A 16,247-nucleotide genomic window follows, 5' to 3' on the forward strand; every position below is an offset into this window, starting at 1 on the left:
CACCCCTCCCCCCCCCCCCCCCCCCCCCCCCCCCCCCCCCCCGCCCCCCCCCCCCCCCCCCCCCCCCCCCCCCCCCCCCCCCCCCCCCCCCCCTTCCGTCAGCGGGCGCCGAAGACCTGGGTCCAGTACGGGCCGCCCTGGGAGTGGATGCCGACGCCGATCTCCTTGAAGTCGCAGTTGAGGATGTTCGCGCGGTGGCCGGGGCTGTTCATCCACGACTCCATGACCTGCTCCGGGCTGCGCTGGCCCATGGCGATGTTCTCGCCATAGGTGGACCACGGGTATCCGGCGGCCGTCACCCGCTCCCCCGGACCGGCGCCGTCGGGGTTGGTGTGGTCGAAGAAGTCGCGGGCCGCCATGTCGTCGGAGTGGCCCTGCGCCGCCCTGGTCAGGGTCGCGTTCGCGCTCAGCGGGCCGCAGCCCGCCTTGGCGCGCTCGGCGTTGACGAGGGCGATGACCTGGTCGGCCTCCGAGCTCTGCCCCTGGTCGTTCTGCGGGCCGGCGCCCGTCCCGTTCCCGGCCTCGTCACCCGAGCCCGATCCCGTGCCGGTACCCGAACCCGAGCCGGGCCTGGTCGGCGGCGTGTCCGGGGTGGGTGCCGCGGTGCGCGGCGGGGTCGTCTTCACCGGGGCGGGCTTGGTGGTGCGGACCGGGCGGGGCGAGGCGGTGGTGGGCTTCGCGCTGGGCGAGGCCGACGCGGAGGGGCGGGCGGAGGCGGACTTCGACGCGGACGGCGAGCCGGTGGGGGTCGTCGCCGCCGGGGACCCGGAGTGGGTGGACGGGTCCTGGTCGAGGGGCAGCTCCAGCTCCGGGGCCGTCACACGGTTCGCCTCGAGGATCTCGTCGTCCCCGCCGCGGCCCCCGGACAGCGAGAACGCCCCGCCCGTGACGGCCATGACCACGACGCCGGCCGCGATGACCGCGCGGCGCCGGCTCCGCTCCTGCGTCTGGCGACGGCGCCGAAGAGCCGCGCGGGTGCCGTGCCGGCCGGGCGCCGGGGAGGCGGTGGGCGCGGACCGGGGTATGTGGGAGCGGGTGTGTCCCGCGGAGCCTGCCAGGAGGTACGGCTCCGTCAGGTCCGCCGAGTGGTCGTGTCCGTACCCGCCGAGCCGGGCCGTGTCGGCCGGGTCGGCGGCCTCGGACGGACGGTACGGGTCGCCGCCGGAGGCCGCGTACGGACCCGGGACGGTGCCGAGCCCGTCGGATGCGGAGGCGGAGCCGAACGCGGAGGTCGGCGTCGCCGGTCCCCGCAGGGCTTCGTCCGTCCGTGCCGTCAGGACGGGCGAGGTGGCCGCCAGCAGGAGCTCCGCCGGGACCAGCGTGTGCCAGCGCGGGGCGCAGTGCCCGCAGCCGAGCGTGTGGTGGGCCAGGTGGTCGCGCCACGGGGCGGAGGGCCGGCCGTCCCAGTCGGCCGCCTCCCTGCCCAGGTAGGGGCAGCCCGGGTTGCCCGCCAGAGCGCCGACGACGACGCGTGCGGCGTCGAGCCGGGCCCGTACCGCCTCGATCCGGGCCGGTACCTCCTCGGCCGGCCACCGCAGGGCGGCCGCCGTCTCGTACCGGGTCAGCTCGCCGGCGCACTCCAGCCACCACAGGGCCAGCTGCTCGCCGTCGTCCGGGTCCAGCCAGCGGGCCGCCTCGGTGATCTCGTGGGCCTGCCCGTGCGCGGAGGACCCATCGGCGGCCGCGCCGTGGTCGTACCCGGCGGGCTGCTGGTGCCGGTGCCGCCGGATGCCGTCCACGGCGATGGCGACCAGCCAGGGCCGGAAGACCCCCGGGTCGGTCAGGGTGGGGAGCCCGTCCAGGGCGCGGAGCATCGTCTCGCGCACGACGTGCTCGACGTGCTCGGCACCGTGGCGGCCGTTCATGGCCAGTGCCACGGTGGTGTGGATCAGGGGCAGGTGGGCGGTGACCAGCTGGTCCCGCGCCCACGGGTCACCGTTCCGCGCCGCGAGGACCAGCTCGGTGTCCCGCTCGATTCCTGTGCTCTGCCGCACGCCGACCGTCCCGTTCGTTGGAGATGATTGCGCATGGGAGAGCCTGGAGCGGGGCGGGGATAACGAAAAGGCGTCGGACAGTGAAAGTGATGTGGGTCACGTGGCCGGGCGCGCCTGCCGCGCCCGACCGCGACGACCCCGGCCGGGCGCGCGCCACGGAGCTCAGTGGTGGTGGGTCCCGGCCGAGGACCGGTCGGCCGGTGCCTCCTTCGCCGTCGCCGCACCGTGCGTTCCGTGGTCTCCGTGGCCCGGTACGGTGCCGTCCGGCTTGGCCACCAGGAAGAGGCCGGCCATGCCCATGTCGGAGTGGCTCTGGACGTGGCAGTGGTACATCCAGGCGCCGGCTCCGACGTGCTCGCCCGCGATGACCTGGAAGCCGAACGAGTCCGCGGGCCCGGTGATCTTGTTGTCGACGACCCGGCTCACGTCCTCGGGACCGGTGAGGAGACCCGTGCGGTTGTCGGCCCAGCGATGACCGTGCATGTGGAACGTGTGGTAGTACTCGCCATGCGTGATCATGACGATCTCCACCCGGTCGCCCACGGTGGCGAGGAAGTCGGGCGGATCGGCGGCCGGCCGGTTGTTGATCGTCATGTCGTTGAAGACGATGGTGAACTGCTTGTCCGGCAGGATGTCGCCCTTGCGGCGCACCACCAGTCCGCCGTAGAGGCCCTTGCGGATGCCACCGGTGCCGTGGTCCGTGCCCACGACGTGGTCGTGGTAGTGCCAGTACCCGGCGCTGCCGGGCCGCCAGGTGCCGTCGGGGCGGCGGCCCGGGGCGTGGGTGCGCCAGGTGTACGTGCGGGTGGCGCCCGCTTCGACATGACTCCCGCTCATCCTCGTGCCGTCGTTGTCGATGTCGTAGTCCACGCCGTGCGCGTGGAGGCTCACCGGGACGTCCATCAGGTTCTCGAACTCGATGTGGAGGGTGTCGCCCTCGTTGAGCTCGATGAGCGGGCCGGGCACGGTGGCCTTGCCCTTCTCCAGGCCGTAGCCCATGCGCCCGTCGGCCAACTTCTCGGCGTACAGCTTGAGATGGCGTACCTGCCCGCCGGCCGGGGCAGTCCTCAGCGGGGCGGCCGCGGCGGCCGCGCCGGGTGCGGCACTGGAGGCGGAGCTGAGGGACAACGATGTCACGCCGGTCGCGGCGACGGCCCCGCCCGCGAGCAGGCGACGATTGAAGCTGCGTCTGTCCATGTCGAACTCTCCGGTCTTCAGAGGAGATTGACGGGGGTGCGGGGCCAACGGGGGCTCCTGGGGACGGCCCACACCGTAGCGGGGCGGCCATGGTTTATCCACACCCAGGACAAAGTTCGTCCGGTTGCGGCCATAGCTCTTGGCGAACCGCGCAAAGAGGTCTAGCTTCAGCGGCTGTCGTTGTGACCTCAGAGGGATGGGTGACCCATGAAGCGCACACCACATCACCGGTCGAGATCGAGAACAGCCTTTGCCGTGGCGGCACTCGGGGCCGGCGCCCTGACCGCCTCGCTGCTCGGAGGCAGCCCCGCCGCCGCCAAGCCGGATCCGGCCCCGCCCTCGGCCAGGGCGGCGACAACGTTATCTCTGCCGTCACCGCCGGGCGGCGCGAACGTACGCGTCCTCGTCTTCCACGGGTCCGCGACGGCCGAATCGCCGACCGTCGACGCGGGCATCGCCGCCGTCGAGAGCATCGGCCTCACCGGCCCGGCCGCCGGCCGCTACCGCACGGTGGCCACCGACGACCCGGCCGTCTTCACCGACGCCAAGCGTCTCGGCACGTACAACGCGGTGGTCTTCCTGACCGGGGGCGGCGATGTCCTCGACCCGGAGCAGGAGGCGGGCCTCGAGGCCTACATGGAAGCGGGCGGCGGCTTCGTCGGCGTCCACGAGGCCGCCCGCACCGAGCCCTACTCCAGCTGGTTCACCGGCCTCGTCGGCGCCCGGCCGACCGGCGCCGCGAGCGGCACACAACGCGCGGTGGTGGAGGTCGGCGACCGGCAGCACCCGGCGACGAGATCCCTTCCGCTGGAGTGGAAGCGGCCCGACAAGTGGTTCAACTGGGACCGCAACCCGTCCGGCACCGTGCACACCGTGGCGCGGCTCCGCGAGTCCTCGTACCAGCCCGCGGCCAAGCCCAACGGCTGGGACCACCCGGTGTCCTGGTGCCGTGACTACGACGGCGGCCGGTCCTTCTACACCGCCATGGGCGGCACCGTCGACAGCTACGCCGAGGCGGACTTCCGCGACCATCTGCGCGGCGCGATCGCCTGGACCGCGCGGATCTCCCGGGCGGACTGCAAGGCGACCATCGACGCCAACTACACCGCCCAGCGCGTCACCAAGCCCAACCAGCCCGGCCAGAACGACCAGATCGGCGAGCCGCACGGCCTCGTCGCCGCTCCCGACGGCCGCATCCTGTACATCGGCCGCGGCGGCGCCGACTCGAGCGTCCCGGTCGTCACCGACTGGAACAACCCGGACATCGGCAAGGGCAACGGCGAGATCCACGTCTACGACCCGAAGACCGGGCAGGTCACCAAGGCCGGCGCGCTCACCGTCTTCGGCAACAAGGGCGGCGGCGACGAGCTGGTCAAGAACGAGGAGGGGCTGCTCGGCATCGAGCTCGACCCCGGGTTCCCGACCAACGGCTGGGTCTACCTCCACTACACGCCGCACTCCCGGATCGACCGCGTGGAGCACATGGGCGAGCGGCGGGTCTCCCGCTTCACGCTCGACCTCGCGACGAACAGGCTCGACCTGGCGAGCGAGAAGGTGCTGCTGAGCTGGCCGGTCCAGATCCACAGCTGCTGCCACGCGGGCGGCGGCATGGCCTGGGACTCCAAGGGCAATCTGTACATCGCCACCGGAGACACCAACTCGTCCGGATCCAGTGGAGGTTACTCGGGCAACAACCCCGCCCCGAACTTCCGTGGCGTCTCCTTCGCGGACGCGCGCCGCACCGCCGGAAACACCAACAACCTCAACGGGAAGATCCTCCGGATCCATCCCGAGGCCGACGGCACGTACACCCTCCCCGCGGGCAATCTCTTCACCGGCGAGGAGAGCGACGAGGGCGGCGGGAAGACCCGCGGCGAGATCTACGTGATGGGCGTGCGCAACCCCGCGCGCATCTCCGTCGACAGGACGACCGACATCCTCTACGCGGGCTGGGTCGGCCCCGACGCGGGTGCGCCGTCGACGACCTGGGGCCCGGCCAAGTACGACACGTTCGCCGCGATCACCAAGGCGGGCAACCACGGCTGGCCGTACTGCATGGGCAACAAGCAGCCCTACCGCGACCGCGGTCTCCTCGATCCGGGCAAGCCGCTCGGCTGGTACGACTGCAACGCGCCGAAGAACGAGTCCCCGAACAACGACGGCCTGGTGAACCTGCCGCCGGTCACGGGGAACACGATCTGGTACTCGCCCCAGGGCGGCGGCGTGGACTACCCCAGGGACGCCGCCGGCATCCCGAGCTACAAGCAGGAGGAGCAGAAGCTGCTGCTGCCGTGGCTCAAGGGCGGCGGGCAGGCGACCATGAACGGTCCGCTCTACCGCTACGACGCGGCGAGCGACTCGGCGGTCAAGTGGCCCTCGTACTGGGACGGCAAGTGGTTCGTCGGCGACTTCTACGACGGGGACCAGCCGCGGCACGCCGTGCTCACCGATCCGAAGACCGTCGGCAAGGGCGGACTGCCGGTGCACGCCGAGTCCCTGAAGAAGATCGTCCCGGTCGGGCAGGGCGGCATCCGCAACCTGATGGACTGGAAGTTCGCCCCGGACGGTTCGCTGTACGTCCTCGACTACGGGCGGGGCTTCTTCACCTCGCACCCCGACTCCGCGCTGTGGCGCGTGACCTACAAGGGCGGCGGGCCCACCCCGGCCGCCGACCAGCTGGCAAGGAGGGCGGCGCAGTGATCACGAGACACAGAGGCGCGAGCCTGTGGGCGGCCCTGCTGGCCGCCGTGGCGATGGTCGTCGGCCTGACCTCGGCGGCCGCCTACGGCAGGGCGGACGACGCGCGACGCGGCGACGACGGGCGCCGGACCGCGGCGGCGCAGGTGCTGACCTGGAAGGCGGGCGATCCGATCGACCGCTATCTGGAGTTCCCGACCACGGCGGTGGCCGGCGCGACGACGATCGTCTTCGAGAACAGCGCCGCCACCGGCAACACGACCGGCATGCCGCACACCCTGACGTTCGACGTCTCCGACCCGGAGTACAACAACGACGTCCCGCTCAACATCCTGGCCAACCCGAGCGACGCGAACGGCGGCCGGCACACGGCCGAGGTGACGCTGACCCCGGGCCGGTACCTCTTCAAGTGCACGATCCCCGGGCACGGCCAGATGCAGGGCATCCTCACGGTCACCGAGGGCGGCGGCGAGGACACCACCGCGCCGGAGACGACCGCGAAGGTCGAGGGCGACCGCAACGCCGACGGTGCCTATGTCGGCCAGGCGACGGTCACGCTCGGCGCGACGGACGCCGGTGCGGGCGTCGACAAGGTCGAGTACGCGGTCGGCGCGGACGGCCCGTGGCAGCCGTACACGGTCCCGGTCGTCGTCGACCAGGTCGGCGCGCACGCGATCCGCTACCGGGCGAGCGACAAGGCGGGCAACACGGCCGCCGAGAAGACCGCCGCGTTCTCGGTCGTCGCCCGGCCCACCGACGACACGACGGCGCCGGAGACCTCGGCGACCGTGTCGGGCGAGCGGGACGACCAGGGCCGCTATCTCGACATGGCCACGGTGACGGTCACCGCGTCCGACACGGGGTCGGGCGTCAACACCATCGAGTACGCGATCGGCGACGGCGCCTGGCAGCCGTACACCGCTCCGGTGATGGTGCACCAGGCGGGCGAGCACACGGTCCGCTACCGGGCGGGCGACAAGGCGGGGAACACCGCCGCGGTGAAGTCGGTCGCCTTCACGGTCGTCACCCAGCCCGATCCCGACACCACCGCCCCCGAGGCCGCCGCCTCGGTCACGGGCGTGCGCAACTCCGACGGCGCCTACATCACCAGTGCCACGGTCACGCTGTCGGCGTTCGACGCGGACTCGGGCGTCGAGCGGATCGAGTACTCGCTCGACGGCGGCCCCTACCTCGCGTACACCACCCCGGTGATCGTCGACCGCGTCGGCCGTCACACGGTGCTGTACCGGGCGACGGACAAGGCCGGCAACACCTCCACGGCCCGGAGCACGGCCTTCACCGTCGCCGAGGGAGGCGGGGTGCCCGCGCCCGGCTGTCCGGAGTTCGACGAGCGGCTGACGGTGATCGTCGGGACCGTCGACACCGGTGTCCCCAACCGGATGACGAACAGCCGCTGCACGGTCAACGAACTCATCGAGGACGAGAAGGACTGGTCCTCGCACGCCCTGTTCCTCAAGCACGTCGACACGGTGATCGACCGGCTGCTCGCCGACGGCGTCATCGACACCCGCGAGCACAGGAGGATCTACCGCGCGGCCAAGCAGTCGGGCATCGGCAGGCCGGGCCAGACCGAGGGGTACCGCGACCTGTTCGACGGCACCGCGGCGAGCTTCTCGAAGTGGCAGCACGTCGGCGGCGGACAGTTCGGGCTGAGCGCGGACGGGGCCATGACCAGCAGCACGACGGTGCCGGGCATGGGCATGCTGTGGTTCCCGCAGCGGCAGTACGGCGACTTCTCGCTCAAGCTCCAGTGGCGCGACGACGCCCCCGGCGCCGCCAACGCCAACGGCGGGGTCTTCGTGCGCTTCCCGTACGTCCACGACAACCCCGAGGAGAACCGTCCCGAGTGGGTCGCCATCAAGTACGGCCATGAGATCCAGGTCCTGGACCGGCCCGACGGCGACATGTACAAGACGGGCTCGCTCTACGGCTTCGACCGCGTCGGCCTCGCCGGTGCCGGGGTGACGCCCAAGGGCACCTGGAACGACTACGAGATCCGGGTGGAGGGCCAGCACTACTCGGTCTTCCGCAACGGCAAGCTGATCAACGAGTTCGACAACACCGGTGGTCAGGTCTTCCAGCCGCCGCGCGGTGACGACCCGGGCACGGACGGCCGGCGGTACGCCTCCGGCTACATCGGGCTCCAGGTGCACGGCACGACGGACGTCATCTCCTACCGCAACATCCGGGTGAAGGAGCTGTAGACCGTGCGAGGGCCCCTCTCCCGTCACGGGAGAGGGGCCCTCGTCGTGCGCGCGGCGGTCCGTCTCACGTGGGCAGGTTCTGCTCCGCCCACACCACCTTGCCGGAGACGGTGCGGCACGAGCCCCATCGGCGGCACAGCATGTTGATGAGCTGGAGGCCCCGGCCGCCCTCGTCGCTGAGGTCCGCGTGCTGGATCTGGGGCAGGTCGGGGCCCGTGTCCGAGACCTCCACGACGAGGCGCTCGCCGCGCAGCAGCCGGAGCCGGCCGGGGCCGTTGCCGTAGCGCAGGGCGTTGCCCACGAGCTCCGAGACGACGAGTTCGCAGACGTCGGCGAGCTCCGCGAGGTCCCATGCGTCGAGCTGGTCCGTGACCAGACCACGGGCGACGGACGCGGCCCGCCCCTCCTGCGGCAGCTGCCACTCGCACAGCTCGTCCGGGGTGCCCGACGCGGTCGTCGCCACGAGCAGCACGGCCTCGTCGAAACGGCTGGCGTCGGTGGGGGCGCAGTCCGTGAGGCCGCCGTGTTCGAGCGCCTCGGGGGTGAGGCCGCGGGCCGCGGCCCGCAGCCGCTCCAGCTGGAGTTCGAGATCCGCGTGCCGCGACTTGACGAGGCCGTCCGTGTACATGACCAGATGGCCGCCCACCGGGACCTTCACACGGACCGGGTCGTACGGAATCACTCCCGCGCCGAGCGGCGCGCCGATCGGCACGTCCACGAAGGCGGCGGAACCGTCGCCGTCGACGAGCAGCGGGGGCAGATGACCGGCGCTGGCCAGGGTGTACGTCGAGTCCGCCGGGTCGTGGACCGCGCAGAGGAAGGTGGCGACCTGCTCGTCCTCCAGGTCACGGGTGGCGAGGTCGAGCCGGGCGAGGACCCGCTCCGGCGCCATGTCGAGGGTCATCAGGGTGCGGGCGACCGCCCGCAGCCGGCCCATGGTGGCGGCGGCGGGCAGTCCGTGGCCCATGACGTCGCCCACCATGAGGGCCGTACGCCCGCCGGGCAGCGCCATCACGTCGTACCAGTCGCCGCCCACGCCGTGGTGGGCCGTCGAGGGCGTGTACTCGGCGTGGACGCGCAGCCCGGGCGTCACCGGGGTCGCGCGGGGCAGCAGGCTGCGCTGCAGGGAGACGACGTGCTCGCGCTCGCGTCCGTACAGCCGGGCGTTGTCGATGTAGACGGCGGCCTGGGAGGCGAGCTGCTCGGCCAGCGCGAGGTCCATGGCGGAGAACGGGGGCGTTCCGGGGCCGCGTACGAAGTCGGCGCTGCCGAGCAGCAGACCGCGGGCGATCAGCGGCACCGCCAGATAGCTGTGGACTCCCGCGGCGCGCATCTTCGCCGCGGCGCTCTCCGTCGGCGCGACCCGGAGGTAGTCCTCGTCGCGCATGCGGCTCACGAGGACCGGCCTGCCCTGCCGCAGGCAGTACTCGTGGAGGAGCGTCTCGTGGGCCTCCTCGGGCCGGACGAAGGTCTCGCCGACCGGGGTGGGCTCCAGGGAGACCAGCTCGTCGACGAAGCTCAGGGCGGTGGCCCGCAGGAGCGGGACGCCCGTCCCCGTCCAGCGTGAGCCCTCCTCGCCCCGCAGGACGCTCTCCAGGATGTCGACGGCGGCGCCGTCGGCCAGGGTGGGCACGGTGAACTCGGCCAGCTCCTGAGCGGTGCGTTTCAGGTCCAGGGTGGTGCCGATCCGGGAGCCCGCGGAGTTCAGCCAGGCGAGCCGCTCGCGCGTGGTGATGCGGTCGAGGGGGGCGTCGCCGTCGCTCCGGTCGAGGCGTCTGCGGGCACCGGCCGAGCGGAGGACCGAGGCGCCCTTTCCGGCCGAGGCACGGCGGACAAGGCGCCGTCTCCCGTTGCCATCGTTCACTCTTTCGGCCTCCAGACAGAAACTCGTCCGCTGTTGGTGCACATCATGCACCTGCCTCCCCCTCCTGGCCGATCAGGGCGGCGCGTCCTGTCACTGTCTTGTGGCGCAAGACAGCCGCCGACTACCATGCGCCGCATGACAAAGGAGCTGCCGACAGCCGGTGACCAGCGGCGCAGCCAGCTCCTGCGCGGTGTGCTCGACCTGTGCCTGCTCTCGCTGATCGCCGAACGGCCGCGGTACGGATACGAATTCATCGAGGCACTCACGGAGAGCGGGCTCGAACTCGTCGGCGAGGGCAGCATCTATCCGCTGCTGGCCAGGATGGAGCGCGCCGGGCTCGTCGAGCCGTTCCGCGCACCGTCGTCCCGTGGCGGCGCGCCGCGCAAGTACTACCGGCTGTCCGAGGCCGGCCGGGCCGAGCTGGAGCACGGCCGGACCGTATGGCAGGGGTTCACCGCCCAGGCCGACCGGATTCTCACACGAACGACCCACGGGGGACCGACACCATGACCGACGCGCACGTACTCGCGGTCTGCCGCAGCAACTGGGAGTACCGGGGGCTCGACGACGCGTCCGTACGCGAGATGCTCGCCGAACTCACGGCCCACCTGGAGGACGCCGCGGCGGCCGGCCGTACTCCGCGGGACGTCGTCGGCCGCGACGTCAGGGCGTTCGCCGCTTCGTGGGCCAGGGCACGGATGCCGCTGCACCGGCGCGTGCCGAGGACGGCGGCGATGGTGCCGTTCGTCGTGGGCGGGCTGCTGCTGGTCTCGCACCTCCTCCACCGGACGACGGTCGTGGACATCGACGCCGGGAGGCTGGCCTTCTGGCTGAGCATCGGTGTCGTCACCGTGGTCCTGGAACTGCGCCGGGGCGCCCTCGGCTTCGGCAAGGGCTGGATCGTGGCGCTGGCCGTCGGGCTGCCGGTGCTGGTCCTGACCCGGAAGCTGGTCGGCGAGGAGACGCTGTTCCTGCTGCCCCTGTGGGCCAGCGCCCTGCTGACGCTGCCGGGCATCGGGTACCTCGTCGCCGAACGGCGGCGCGCCCCGCGCCCCGCGGGGTCCTGACCGGCGTCGTCCTGACACGCGGAGTCCCGACCGGCGGCGCGTCTCACCCGCACGGCCCGGCAGGGATGCCCGTCCGCCCCGGAGCGTGAACGCTGGGGGCACGGACCGGGCCGAGAGGTGGGACACGGGATGAGCCAGGACGGCAGGGGCGGGACGCGTACGGCGGGATCCGGTGCGGGTACCGCGGCGCGGCTCCTGGCCCGGATCGCCGTGCTCGCCGCGGTCGGTTCCCTGGTCGTCCTGGTGCTCACGATCGGTGACGGCGGCCTGGTGGTCGTCCTGGCGGGCCTCCTGGGGCTCGTCGTCTGCGCCGCGGGCGTGTGGTGGTTCCTGGCGCACCGCGGGGCGGTCCGCATGCTCGGGGCGCTCGTCGCGGTCGCCGCCCCGGCCGGCGTCGTGGCGCTCTACGCCCACGACGGGCTGTGGCGCACGGCGCTGGTGCTGGTCCTGTGCTGGGCCCTCTCGCTGGCCTGCGCGCGGGCCGCGCTGCACCGGGCCCGTCCACGGCGGAAGACCCGCTCGTTCCCGGCCCGCCGGCCCCAGCGGGCGTTCCTCATCATGAATCCGAAGTCGGGGGGCGGGAAGGTCGGCCGCTTCGGTCTCGTCGAGCGGGCGGAGGCGCTGGGCGCCCGGGTGACCGTGCTCGATCCCGACGCCCCGGCCGACGTGGCCGCACTGGCCCGCGAGGCGGTGGCCGACGGCGCGGACCTGCTCGGCGTCGCCGGTGGCGACGGCACCCAGGCCCTCGTCGCGGCGGTCGCCGCCGAGCACGATCTGCCGTTCCTCGTCATCTCGGCCGGCACCCGCAACCACTTCGCCATGGACCTCGGCCTCGACCGTTCCGACCCCACCCGCTGCCTCGACGCGCTCACGGACGGCGAGGAGCTCCGGATCGACCTCGGCGACGTCGGCGGCCGGCCCTTCGTCAACACCGTCTCCTTCGGCGTCTACGCCGATGTCGTGCAGCGCCCCGAGTACCGCGACGACAAGGCGGGCACGACCCTGACCCTGATGCCCGACCTGCTCGTCGGCGAAGGCGTGCGCCGGCTGGACGCGCGGATCGACGGCACGGGGCTGGCGTCCCAGCAGGCCCTCCTGGTCAGCAACAACGCGTACACCTCGGCGGACGTACTGAGCGGCGGCGCCCGCCGGCCGAGCCTCGACGACGGCGAGCTGGGCGTGCTGGGAATCCGGGTGGAGGGCGCGGCGGAGGCAGCGGACCTCGCCGTGCGCGGTTCGCAGTCCACCGGGCTGACCGTCACGACGGCCCGCCGGGTCGAGGTGACCTCGTCCGTGACGGGCGAGGCCGGCACGGACGACACGGGTAAGGGCGACACCGGCGCAGACGACTCGGACACGGGTAAGGGCGACACCGGCGCAGACGACTCGGGCACGAGCGGCTCGGGCACAGGAGGCTCCTCGGGCACGGACGGATCGGACACGAACGGATCGGACACGAACGGATCGGACACGAACGGATCGAACACGGACAGCTCCCGTACGACGGACAGCTCCCGTACGGACGAGATCCCCGTCGCGGTCGACGGTGAGGCCCTGCGCATGACCACGCCGGTCGTCTGCACGCTGCGCCCGGGCGCCCTGCGGGTGCTGGTGCCGCGCGACCGCCCCGGCGTCGTCGTCCCCGCTCCGCGCGTGGACTGGCGACGGCTCTTCGACCTGGCCTTCGGTCGTCCCGTACCGAGCGCCCAGGGACAGGGGACACGCCATGGGTAGACCGGAGACGGCCGGTCCGACCTCATCGGGTCTGGCCGCGGGCGAAGTACGCGACGAGCTCCGGGTCGAGGGGCGGCACCGCTCGGGGTGTGCCCCCGGTGCGCAGGGATTCCGTCGCTCGCACGGCCGCCGCCACGGACATGCGGGCCGCCACCGGTGACGTGTCCGTGGGGCCGCCGTCACGCGCGAAGCGGACGAACTCGTCGACGAGGAGGGGGTCCGCGCCGCCGTGTCCCGCGTTGTCCTCCGCCGCGGGTACGGGGTACTCGGCGTCCGGCTCCGCGCGGTAGCCCGAGCGGCGGGAGTTCCACACCCGGACCGCGCCGCCGGGGCCGTCGCCGAAGTTCTCCAGTCGGCCGGCATCGCCGATGACGGTGTAGTTGCGCCAGTAGTCGGGGGTGAAGTGGCATTGCTGATACGCGGCGAGGACGCCGTTGTCCAGGCGCATGTTGACCAGGGACACGTCCTCGACGTCGATCACCGGGTTGAGCCCGCGCTGGGTGTGCGGCGGCCAGTGGCCGTCCTTGGTGTACCAGTCGTCGGGCTTGGGTTCGCCGGGGGCTCGGCGGTGCGGGTTGGAGCCGTAGACCATCAGGTCGCCGAGCGCCTGCACCTGCTCGGCGTACCCGCCGGCGAGCCAGTGCAGGACGTCGATGTCGTGGGCCGCCTTCTGGAGCAGCAGCCCGTTCGTGAACCGCTGCTCGGCGTGCCAGTCCTTGAAGTACCAGTCGCCGCCGTAGCCGACGAAGTGGCGGACCCAGATCGTCCTCACGGTGCCGATCTCGCCGCGTCCGACGATGTCCCGCATCAACCGGACCACCGGCATGTGGCGCATGTTGTGCCCGATGTAGAGACGGGTGCCTGTCTCGTAGGCGGTGCGCAGGATCGCGTCGCAGCTCTCGATGTCGGTGGCGAGGGGCTTCTCGACGAAGACGGGCTTGCCGGCCTTCAGCACCTCGCGGGCCAGGTCGGCGTGGGTGTGGTCGGGGGTGAGGACGAGGACGGCGTCGATGTCCGGGTCCTCGACGATCTCGCGGTGGCCGGTGAGGAGCCGGGCGCCGGGGAAGGCCGTGGCCGCCTCCGCCCGGGCCCGGGCGTCGTGGTCCGCGAGGGCGGTGACCCGTGAGCCGGCGCCGGGGCGGTGGGCCGTGCGGGCGAGTGAGCCGCGCAGTCCGTAGCCGAGGACACCGAGGCGGAGGTCGGTCATGGTCGGTCGTTCCTTCCCGGAGGTGTCACAGAGGAAGCGTCACGGATGGACGAGGACATGGGCGAGGGCCACGCGGCCCGTGCCACGCTGCACGATCCTCAGGTAGCGGGCCTCCGTGTCGGTGTTCACCAGGGTCGGCCGGAGCGCCCTCCCGGTGAGGGGGATCGTCGTCGCGTCGCTGAAATCGGGCGAGGCGGCGAGCTGGACGTCGACGTCGGCGGTCGTCATGGAGGTGTTGTTCCACAGCTCGACCTGGCCGACGTGCCGTACGGCGCCGAGGTCGGCCTGCCACCAGGCGTCCGGCTCGGAGAGGGTGCGGGTGTCGGTGGTGGTGTCCCCGTCGACGGCGTACGCGGCGGTGGCCGTGCCGTCGGTCGAGGACTGGGTCACCGTGGCCGTGCGCGCGAGGTCGGGCCGGAGCTGTTCGACGTGGCCCCGGCCGTCCGCGCCGGCCGCGCGGGCCACCCCGAGCGCCTCGGCGGGCAGCCGGTCGAGCGAGGTGTGGTTGCCGGTCGCCGTCGAGCCGGTGCCGGTGAGGGCGGGGGCGGCGGTGTCGGTCCAGTTGCCGGTGGCGTGGTTGTCGATGCCGTAGTCGGCCCAGTTGGAGACCCACTTGTAGCCGACGCGGGTGATCACGTTGCCCTCCACCCGGATGTGGCTGGACTGTTCGTCGAGGTAGATGCCGTTGCCGTCGCGTTCGGTGTTGCCGTAGGCGCTGCGGTTGATGTAGTTGCCGGAGACGATCGTGCCGGGCTGTGCCCCCTGGGTGTAGACGGCGCCGCCGTCGTGCTGGTCGTCCGCCACACGCATGACGTCGGTGATGCGGTTGGCGGTGATCCGGTTGTCGCGCAGCACGGACGTGCGGGCCTCCGGCTGGTTCCAGCCCCAGCCGACCGAGATGCCGGAGTACGGGAGGTCCGCCAGGGTGTTGTGGTCGACGGTGAGCCGGGCCTCGTACCCCGCCCAGATGCCGACGGAGTCGGTGTACTCCACGCCCGTGCGCCGGATCGTGTTGTACGAGAGGGTGTTCCGCTCCCCCGCCCGTTCCGGCTCCGGCAGGGGTTCGGTGTCGCCGACGTAGGCGGCGCCCGAGGACAGGTCGGTGAAGCGGGAGCGGGTGACCGTCGTGTCCTTGGTGCCGTCCTCGAGGGCGAGGCCGGCGCCGCCGAGACGGCTGAGGTCGAGGCGGTCGACGACGATGTCACGGCCGCCTCGCACGGTGAGGGCCGCTGCCGGTCTGGTGTAGTGCCGGCCGGCGTGGTCGGCGGGGCCGCCGGCTCCGGTGAGGGTGAGCCCGGCCTGGGTCCCGGCGTACCCCTCGTCGGTGTTCGGCTGGTCCCAGGCCGCGTACCGCAGGGCGAGGCGCTCGACGCGCACGTCGTGGGCGCCGTCGAGGACGAGAAGCCGCTCGGTGGCGGGCGTGACGGCCCGCGCTCGCCGCATGTCCTCGCCGCGGCGTGGGAGGTAGGTGACGGTGCGCCGCTCCGCGTTCCAGACGAACTCACCGGGCTCGTCGAGGAGTTCGGCCGCGTTCTCGAAGTAAGCCACCTTCGTGAAGCGTGTGGAGTCGACGGTCGTCGTGTCCCAGGCGGGTCCTGTGCGGTCCGTACCGGATGCGGAGTTCGTCCAGCACGGCCGGGCGAAGGTCAGCAGGTCGCCGTCGACGCCGGTGATGCGGCAGTGGTAGTTGCGCCAGCGGACGGTGATGACCGCCTCGGCGTCCGTGGGGCGCGCCCAGTCCGTGATGCCGGTGGCGGCGGCGCCCGTCATGCCCGTCCTCGTCGCGTCGCAGACGGCGGCCGGGCAGGAGCCGCCGCGGGCCCGGACGGCCCGGACGCCGTCGACGAAGAGCTGGCGCGGGGTGACGCCGTCGGGGACGCGGGCGGTCCAGGTGCCGTCGGCGTTCGCGGCCCAGCCGGTGAGGGTGCGCCCGCCGGAGAGGACGGGGGTGGCGCCCGGGGCTGCGGTCCAGGTGACGGGGTGACCGTCGCTGCCGGAGTCCTTCTCCCCCAGGGTCAGTGGTCCGGCCAACGCATAGGTGCCGTCGGCGAGTTCGACGCGTACGTCGCGACCGGTGACTCCGCGCGCCGCGTCACGCGCGCCGGTGAGGGAGCAGGGGCGGCCGGTGCTGCACGTCGTTCCCGAGCCGTCCGGGGCGGCGTGCAGGACCTTGGGCCCGGGTTGAGCCGCGGCGGGCGCGGTCGTGAGGAGTCCGGCGGCGAGGGCGGTGAGCGCGGCCAGGGCGCGGATCCGTCGCATCGG

10 protein-coding genes are annotated in these 16,247 nt (G+C 72.8%); 5 read left to right on the plus strand and 5 right to left on the minus strand.

Translation table 11 applies throughout. The annotated features are described in order from the left end of the window. Positions 1-98 precede the first annotated feature (98 nt). The gene (locus tag ACZ4XX_RS00005) at positions 99-1,994 is read right to left on the minus strand and encodes a CAP domain-containing protein (protein ID WP_468505696.1); all 1,896 of its coding nucleotides are present in this window, start codon (positions 1,992-1,994) and stop codon (positions 99-101) included. A gap of 162 nt (positions 1,995-2,156) precedes the next feature. Beyond that, the gene (locus tag ACZ4XX_RS00010; RefSeq protein WP_468505697.1) at positions 2,157-3,191 is read right to left on the minus strand and encodes a multicopper oxidase domain-containing protein; all 1,035 of its coding nucleotides are present in this window, start codon (positions 3,189-3,191) and stop codon (positions 2,157-2,159) included. Between the two features lie 207 nt (positions 3,192-3,398). Here ACZ4XX_RS00010 and ACZ4XX_RS00015 point away from each other — a divergent pair, with 207 nt between their 5' ends. Together ACZ4XX_RS00015 and ACZ4XX_RS00020 are read left to right on the plus strand one after the other, a co-directional pair. Beyond that, positions 3,399-5,891 carry a ThuA domain-containing protein gene (locus tag ACZ4XX_RS00015; protein ID WP_468505698.1) on the plus strand — a complete coding sequence of 831 codons (2,493 nt, stop codon included), beginning with the start codon at positions 3,399-3,401 and terminating at the stop codon, positions 5,889-5,891. Positions 5,892-5,944: 53 nt separating this feature from the next. Further along, a complete protein-coding gene (locus ACZ4XX_RS00020; protein WP_468505919.1) occupies positions 5,945-8,113 on the plus strand; it encodes an OmpL47-type beta-barrel domain-containing protein in 2,169 nt (722 codons plus the stop codon). Between the two features lie 64 nt (positions 8,114-8,177). On the opposite strand, the gene ACZ4XX_RS00025 is transcribed toward ACZ4XX_RS00020, so the two are convergent. Continuing rightward, a complete protein-coding gene (locus tag ACZ4XX_RS00025) occupies positions 8,178-9,977 on the minus strand; it encodes an ATP-binding SpoIIE family protein phosphatase (RefSeq protein ID WP_468505699.1) in 1,800 nt (599 codons plus the stop codon). A 135-nt stretch (positions 9,978-10,112) separates the two neighbouring features. Here ACZ4XX_RS00025 and ACZ4XX_RS00030 point away from each other — a divergent pair, with 135 nt between their 5' ends. The 3 genes from ACZ4XX_RS00030 to ACZ4XX_RS00040 all read left to right on the plus strand — a co-directional run bounded on the left by ACZ4XX_RS00030 (position 10,113) and on the right by ACZ4XX_RS00040 (position 12,778). Further along, positions 10,113-10,487, plus strand: coding sequence for a PadR family transcriptional regulator (locus ACZ4XX_RS00030; RefSeq protein ID WP_468505700.1), 375 nt, complete (start codon positions 10,113-10,115; stop codon positions 10,485-10,487). Further along, entirely contained in the window at positions 10,484-11,044 is a 561-nt protein-coding gene (locus tag ACZ4XX_RS00035; protein WP_468505701.1) for a hypothetical protein, read from the plus strand. Before ACZ4XX_RS00030 ends, ACZ4XX_RS00035 begins: the two co-directional genes overlap by 4 nt. A gap of 129 nt (positions 11,045-11,173) precedes the next feature. Beyond that, positions 11,174-12,778: a diacylglycerol/lipid kinase family protein gene (locus ACZ4XX_RS00040; protein WP_468505702.1), complete on the plus strand. Its 1,605-nt coding sequence runs from the start codon at positions 11,174-11,176 to the stop codon at positions 12,776-12,778. Between the two features lie 22 nt (positions 12,779-12,800). Here the strand turns inward: ACZ4XX_RS00040 and ACZ4XX_RS00045 are convergent, their stop codons facing one another. Both ACZ4XX_RS00045 and ACZ4XX_RS00050 read right to left on the minus strand, forming a co-directional pair. Beyond that, positions 12,801-13,985, minus strand: coding sequence for a Gfo/Idh/MocA family protein (locus ACZ4XX_RS00045; RefSeq protein ID WP_468505703.1), 1,185 nt, complete (start codon positions 13,983-13,985; stop codon positions 12,801-12,803). A gap of 39 nt (positions 13,986-14,024) precedes the next feature. Further along, a complete protein-coding gene (locus ACZ4XX_RS00050) occupies positions 14,025-16,244 on the minus strand; it encodes a right-handed parallel beta-helix repeat-containing protein (RefSeq protein WP_468505704.1) in 2,220 nt (739 codons plus the stop codon). Positions 16,245-16,247: the final 3 nt, after the last annotated feature.

This window comes from Streptomyces sp. NPDC029956 (genome assembly GCF_055574655.1).

Bases quoted from the DNA above. Each gene is read 5' to 3' on its own strand.
- ACZ4XX_RS00045 (WP_468505703.1), bottom strand. From the start codon at position 13,985: ATGACCGACCTCCGCCTCGGTGTCCTCGGCTACGGACTGCGCGGCTCA.
- ACZ4XX_RS00010 (WP_468505697.1), bottom strand. From the start codon at position 3,191: ATGGACAGACGCAGCTTCAATCGTCGCCTGCTCGCGGGCGGGGCCGTC.
- ACZ4XX_RS00035 (WP_468505701.1), top strand. From the start codon at position 10,484: ATGACCGACGCGCACGTACTCGCGGTCTGCCGCAGCAACTGGGAGTAC.
- ACZ4XX_RS00040 (WP_468505702.1), top strand. From the start codon at position 11,174: ATGAGCCAGGACGGCAGGGGCGGGACGCGTACGGCGGGATCCGGTGCG.
- ACZ4XX_RS00015 (WP_468505698.1), top strand. From the start codon at position 3,399: ATGAAGCGCACACCACATCACCGGTCGAGATCGAGAACAGCCTTTGCC.
- ACZ4XX_RS00020 (WP_468505919.1), top strand. From the start codon at position 5,945: ATGGTCGTCGGCCTGACCTCGGCGGCCGCCTACGGCAGGGCGGACGAC.
- ACZ4XX_RS00050 (WP_468505704.1), bottom strand. From the start codon at position 16,244: ATGCGACGGATCCGCGCCCTGGCCGCGCTCACCGCCCTCGCCGCCGGA.
- ACZ4XX_RS00030 (WP_468505700.1), top strand. From the start codon at position 10,113: ATGACAAAGGAGCTGCCGACAGCCGGTGACCAGCGGCGCAGCCAGCTC.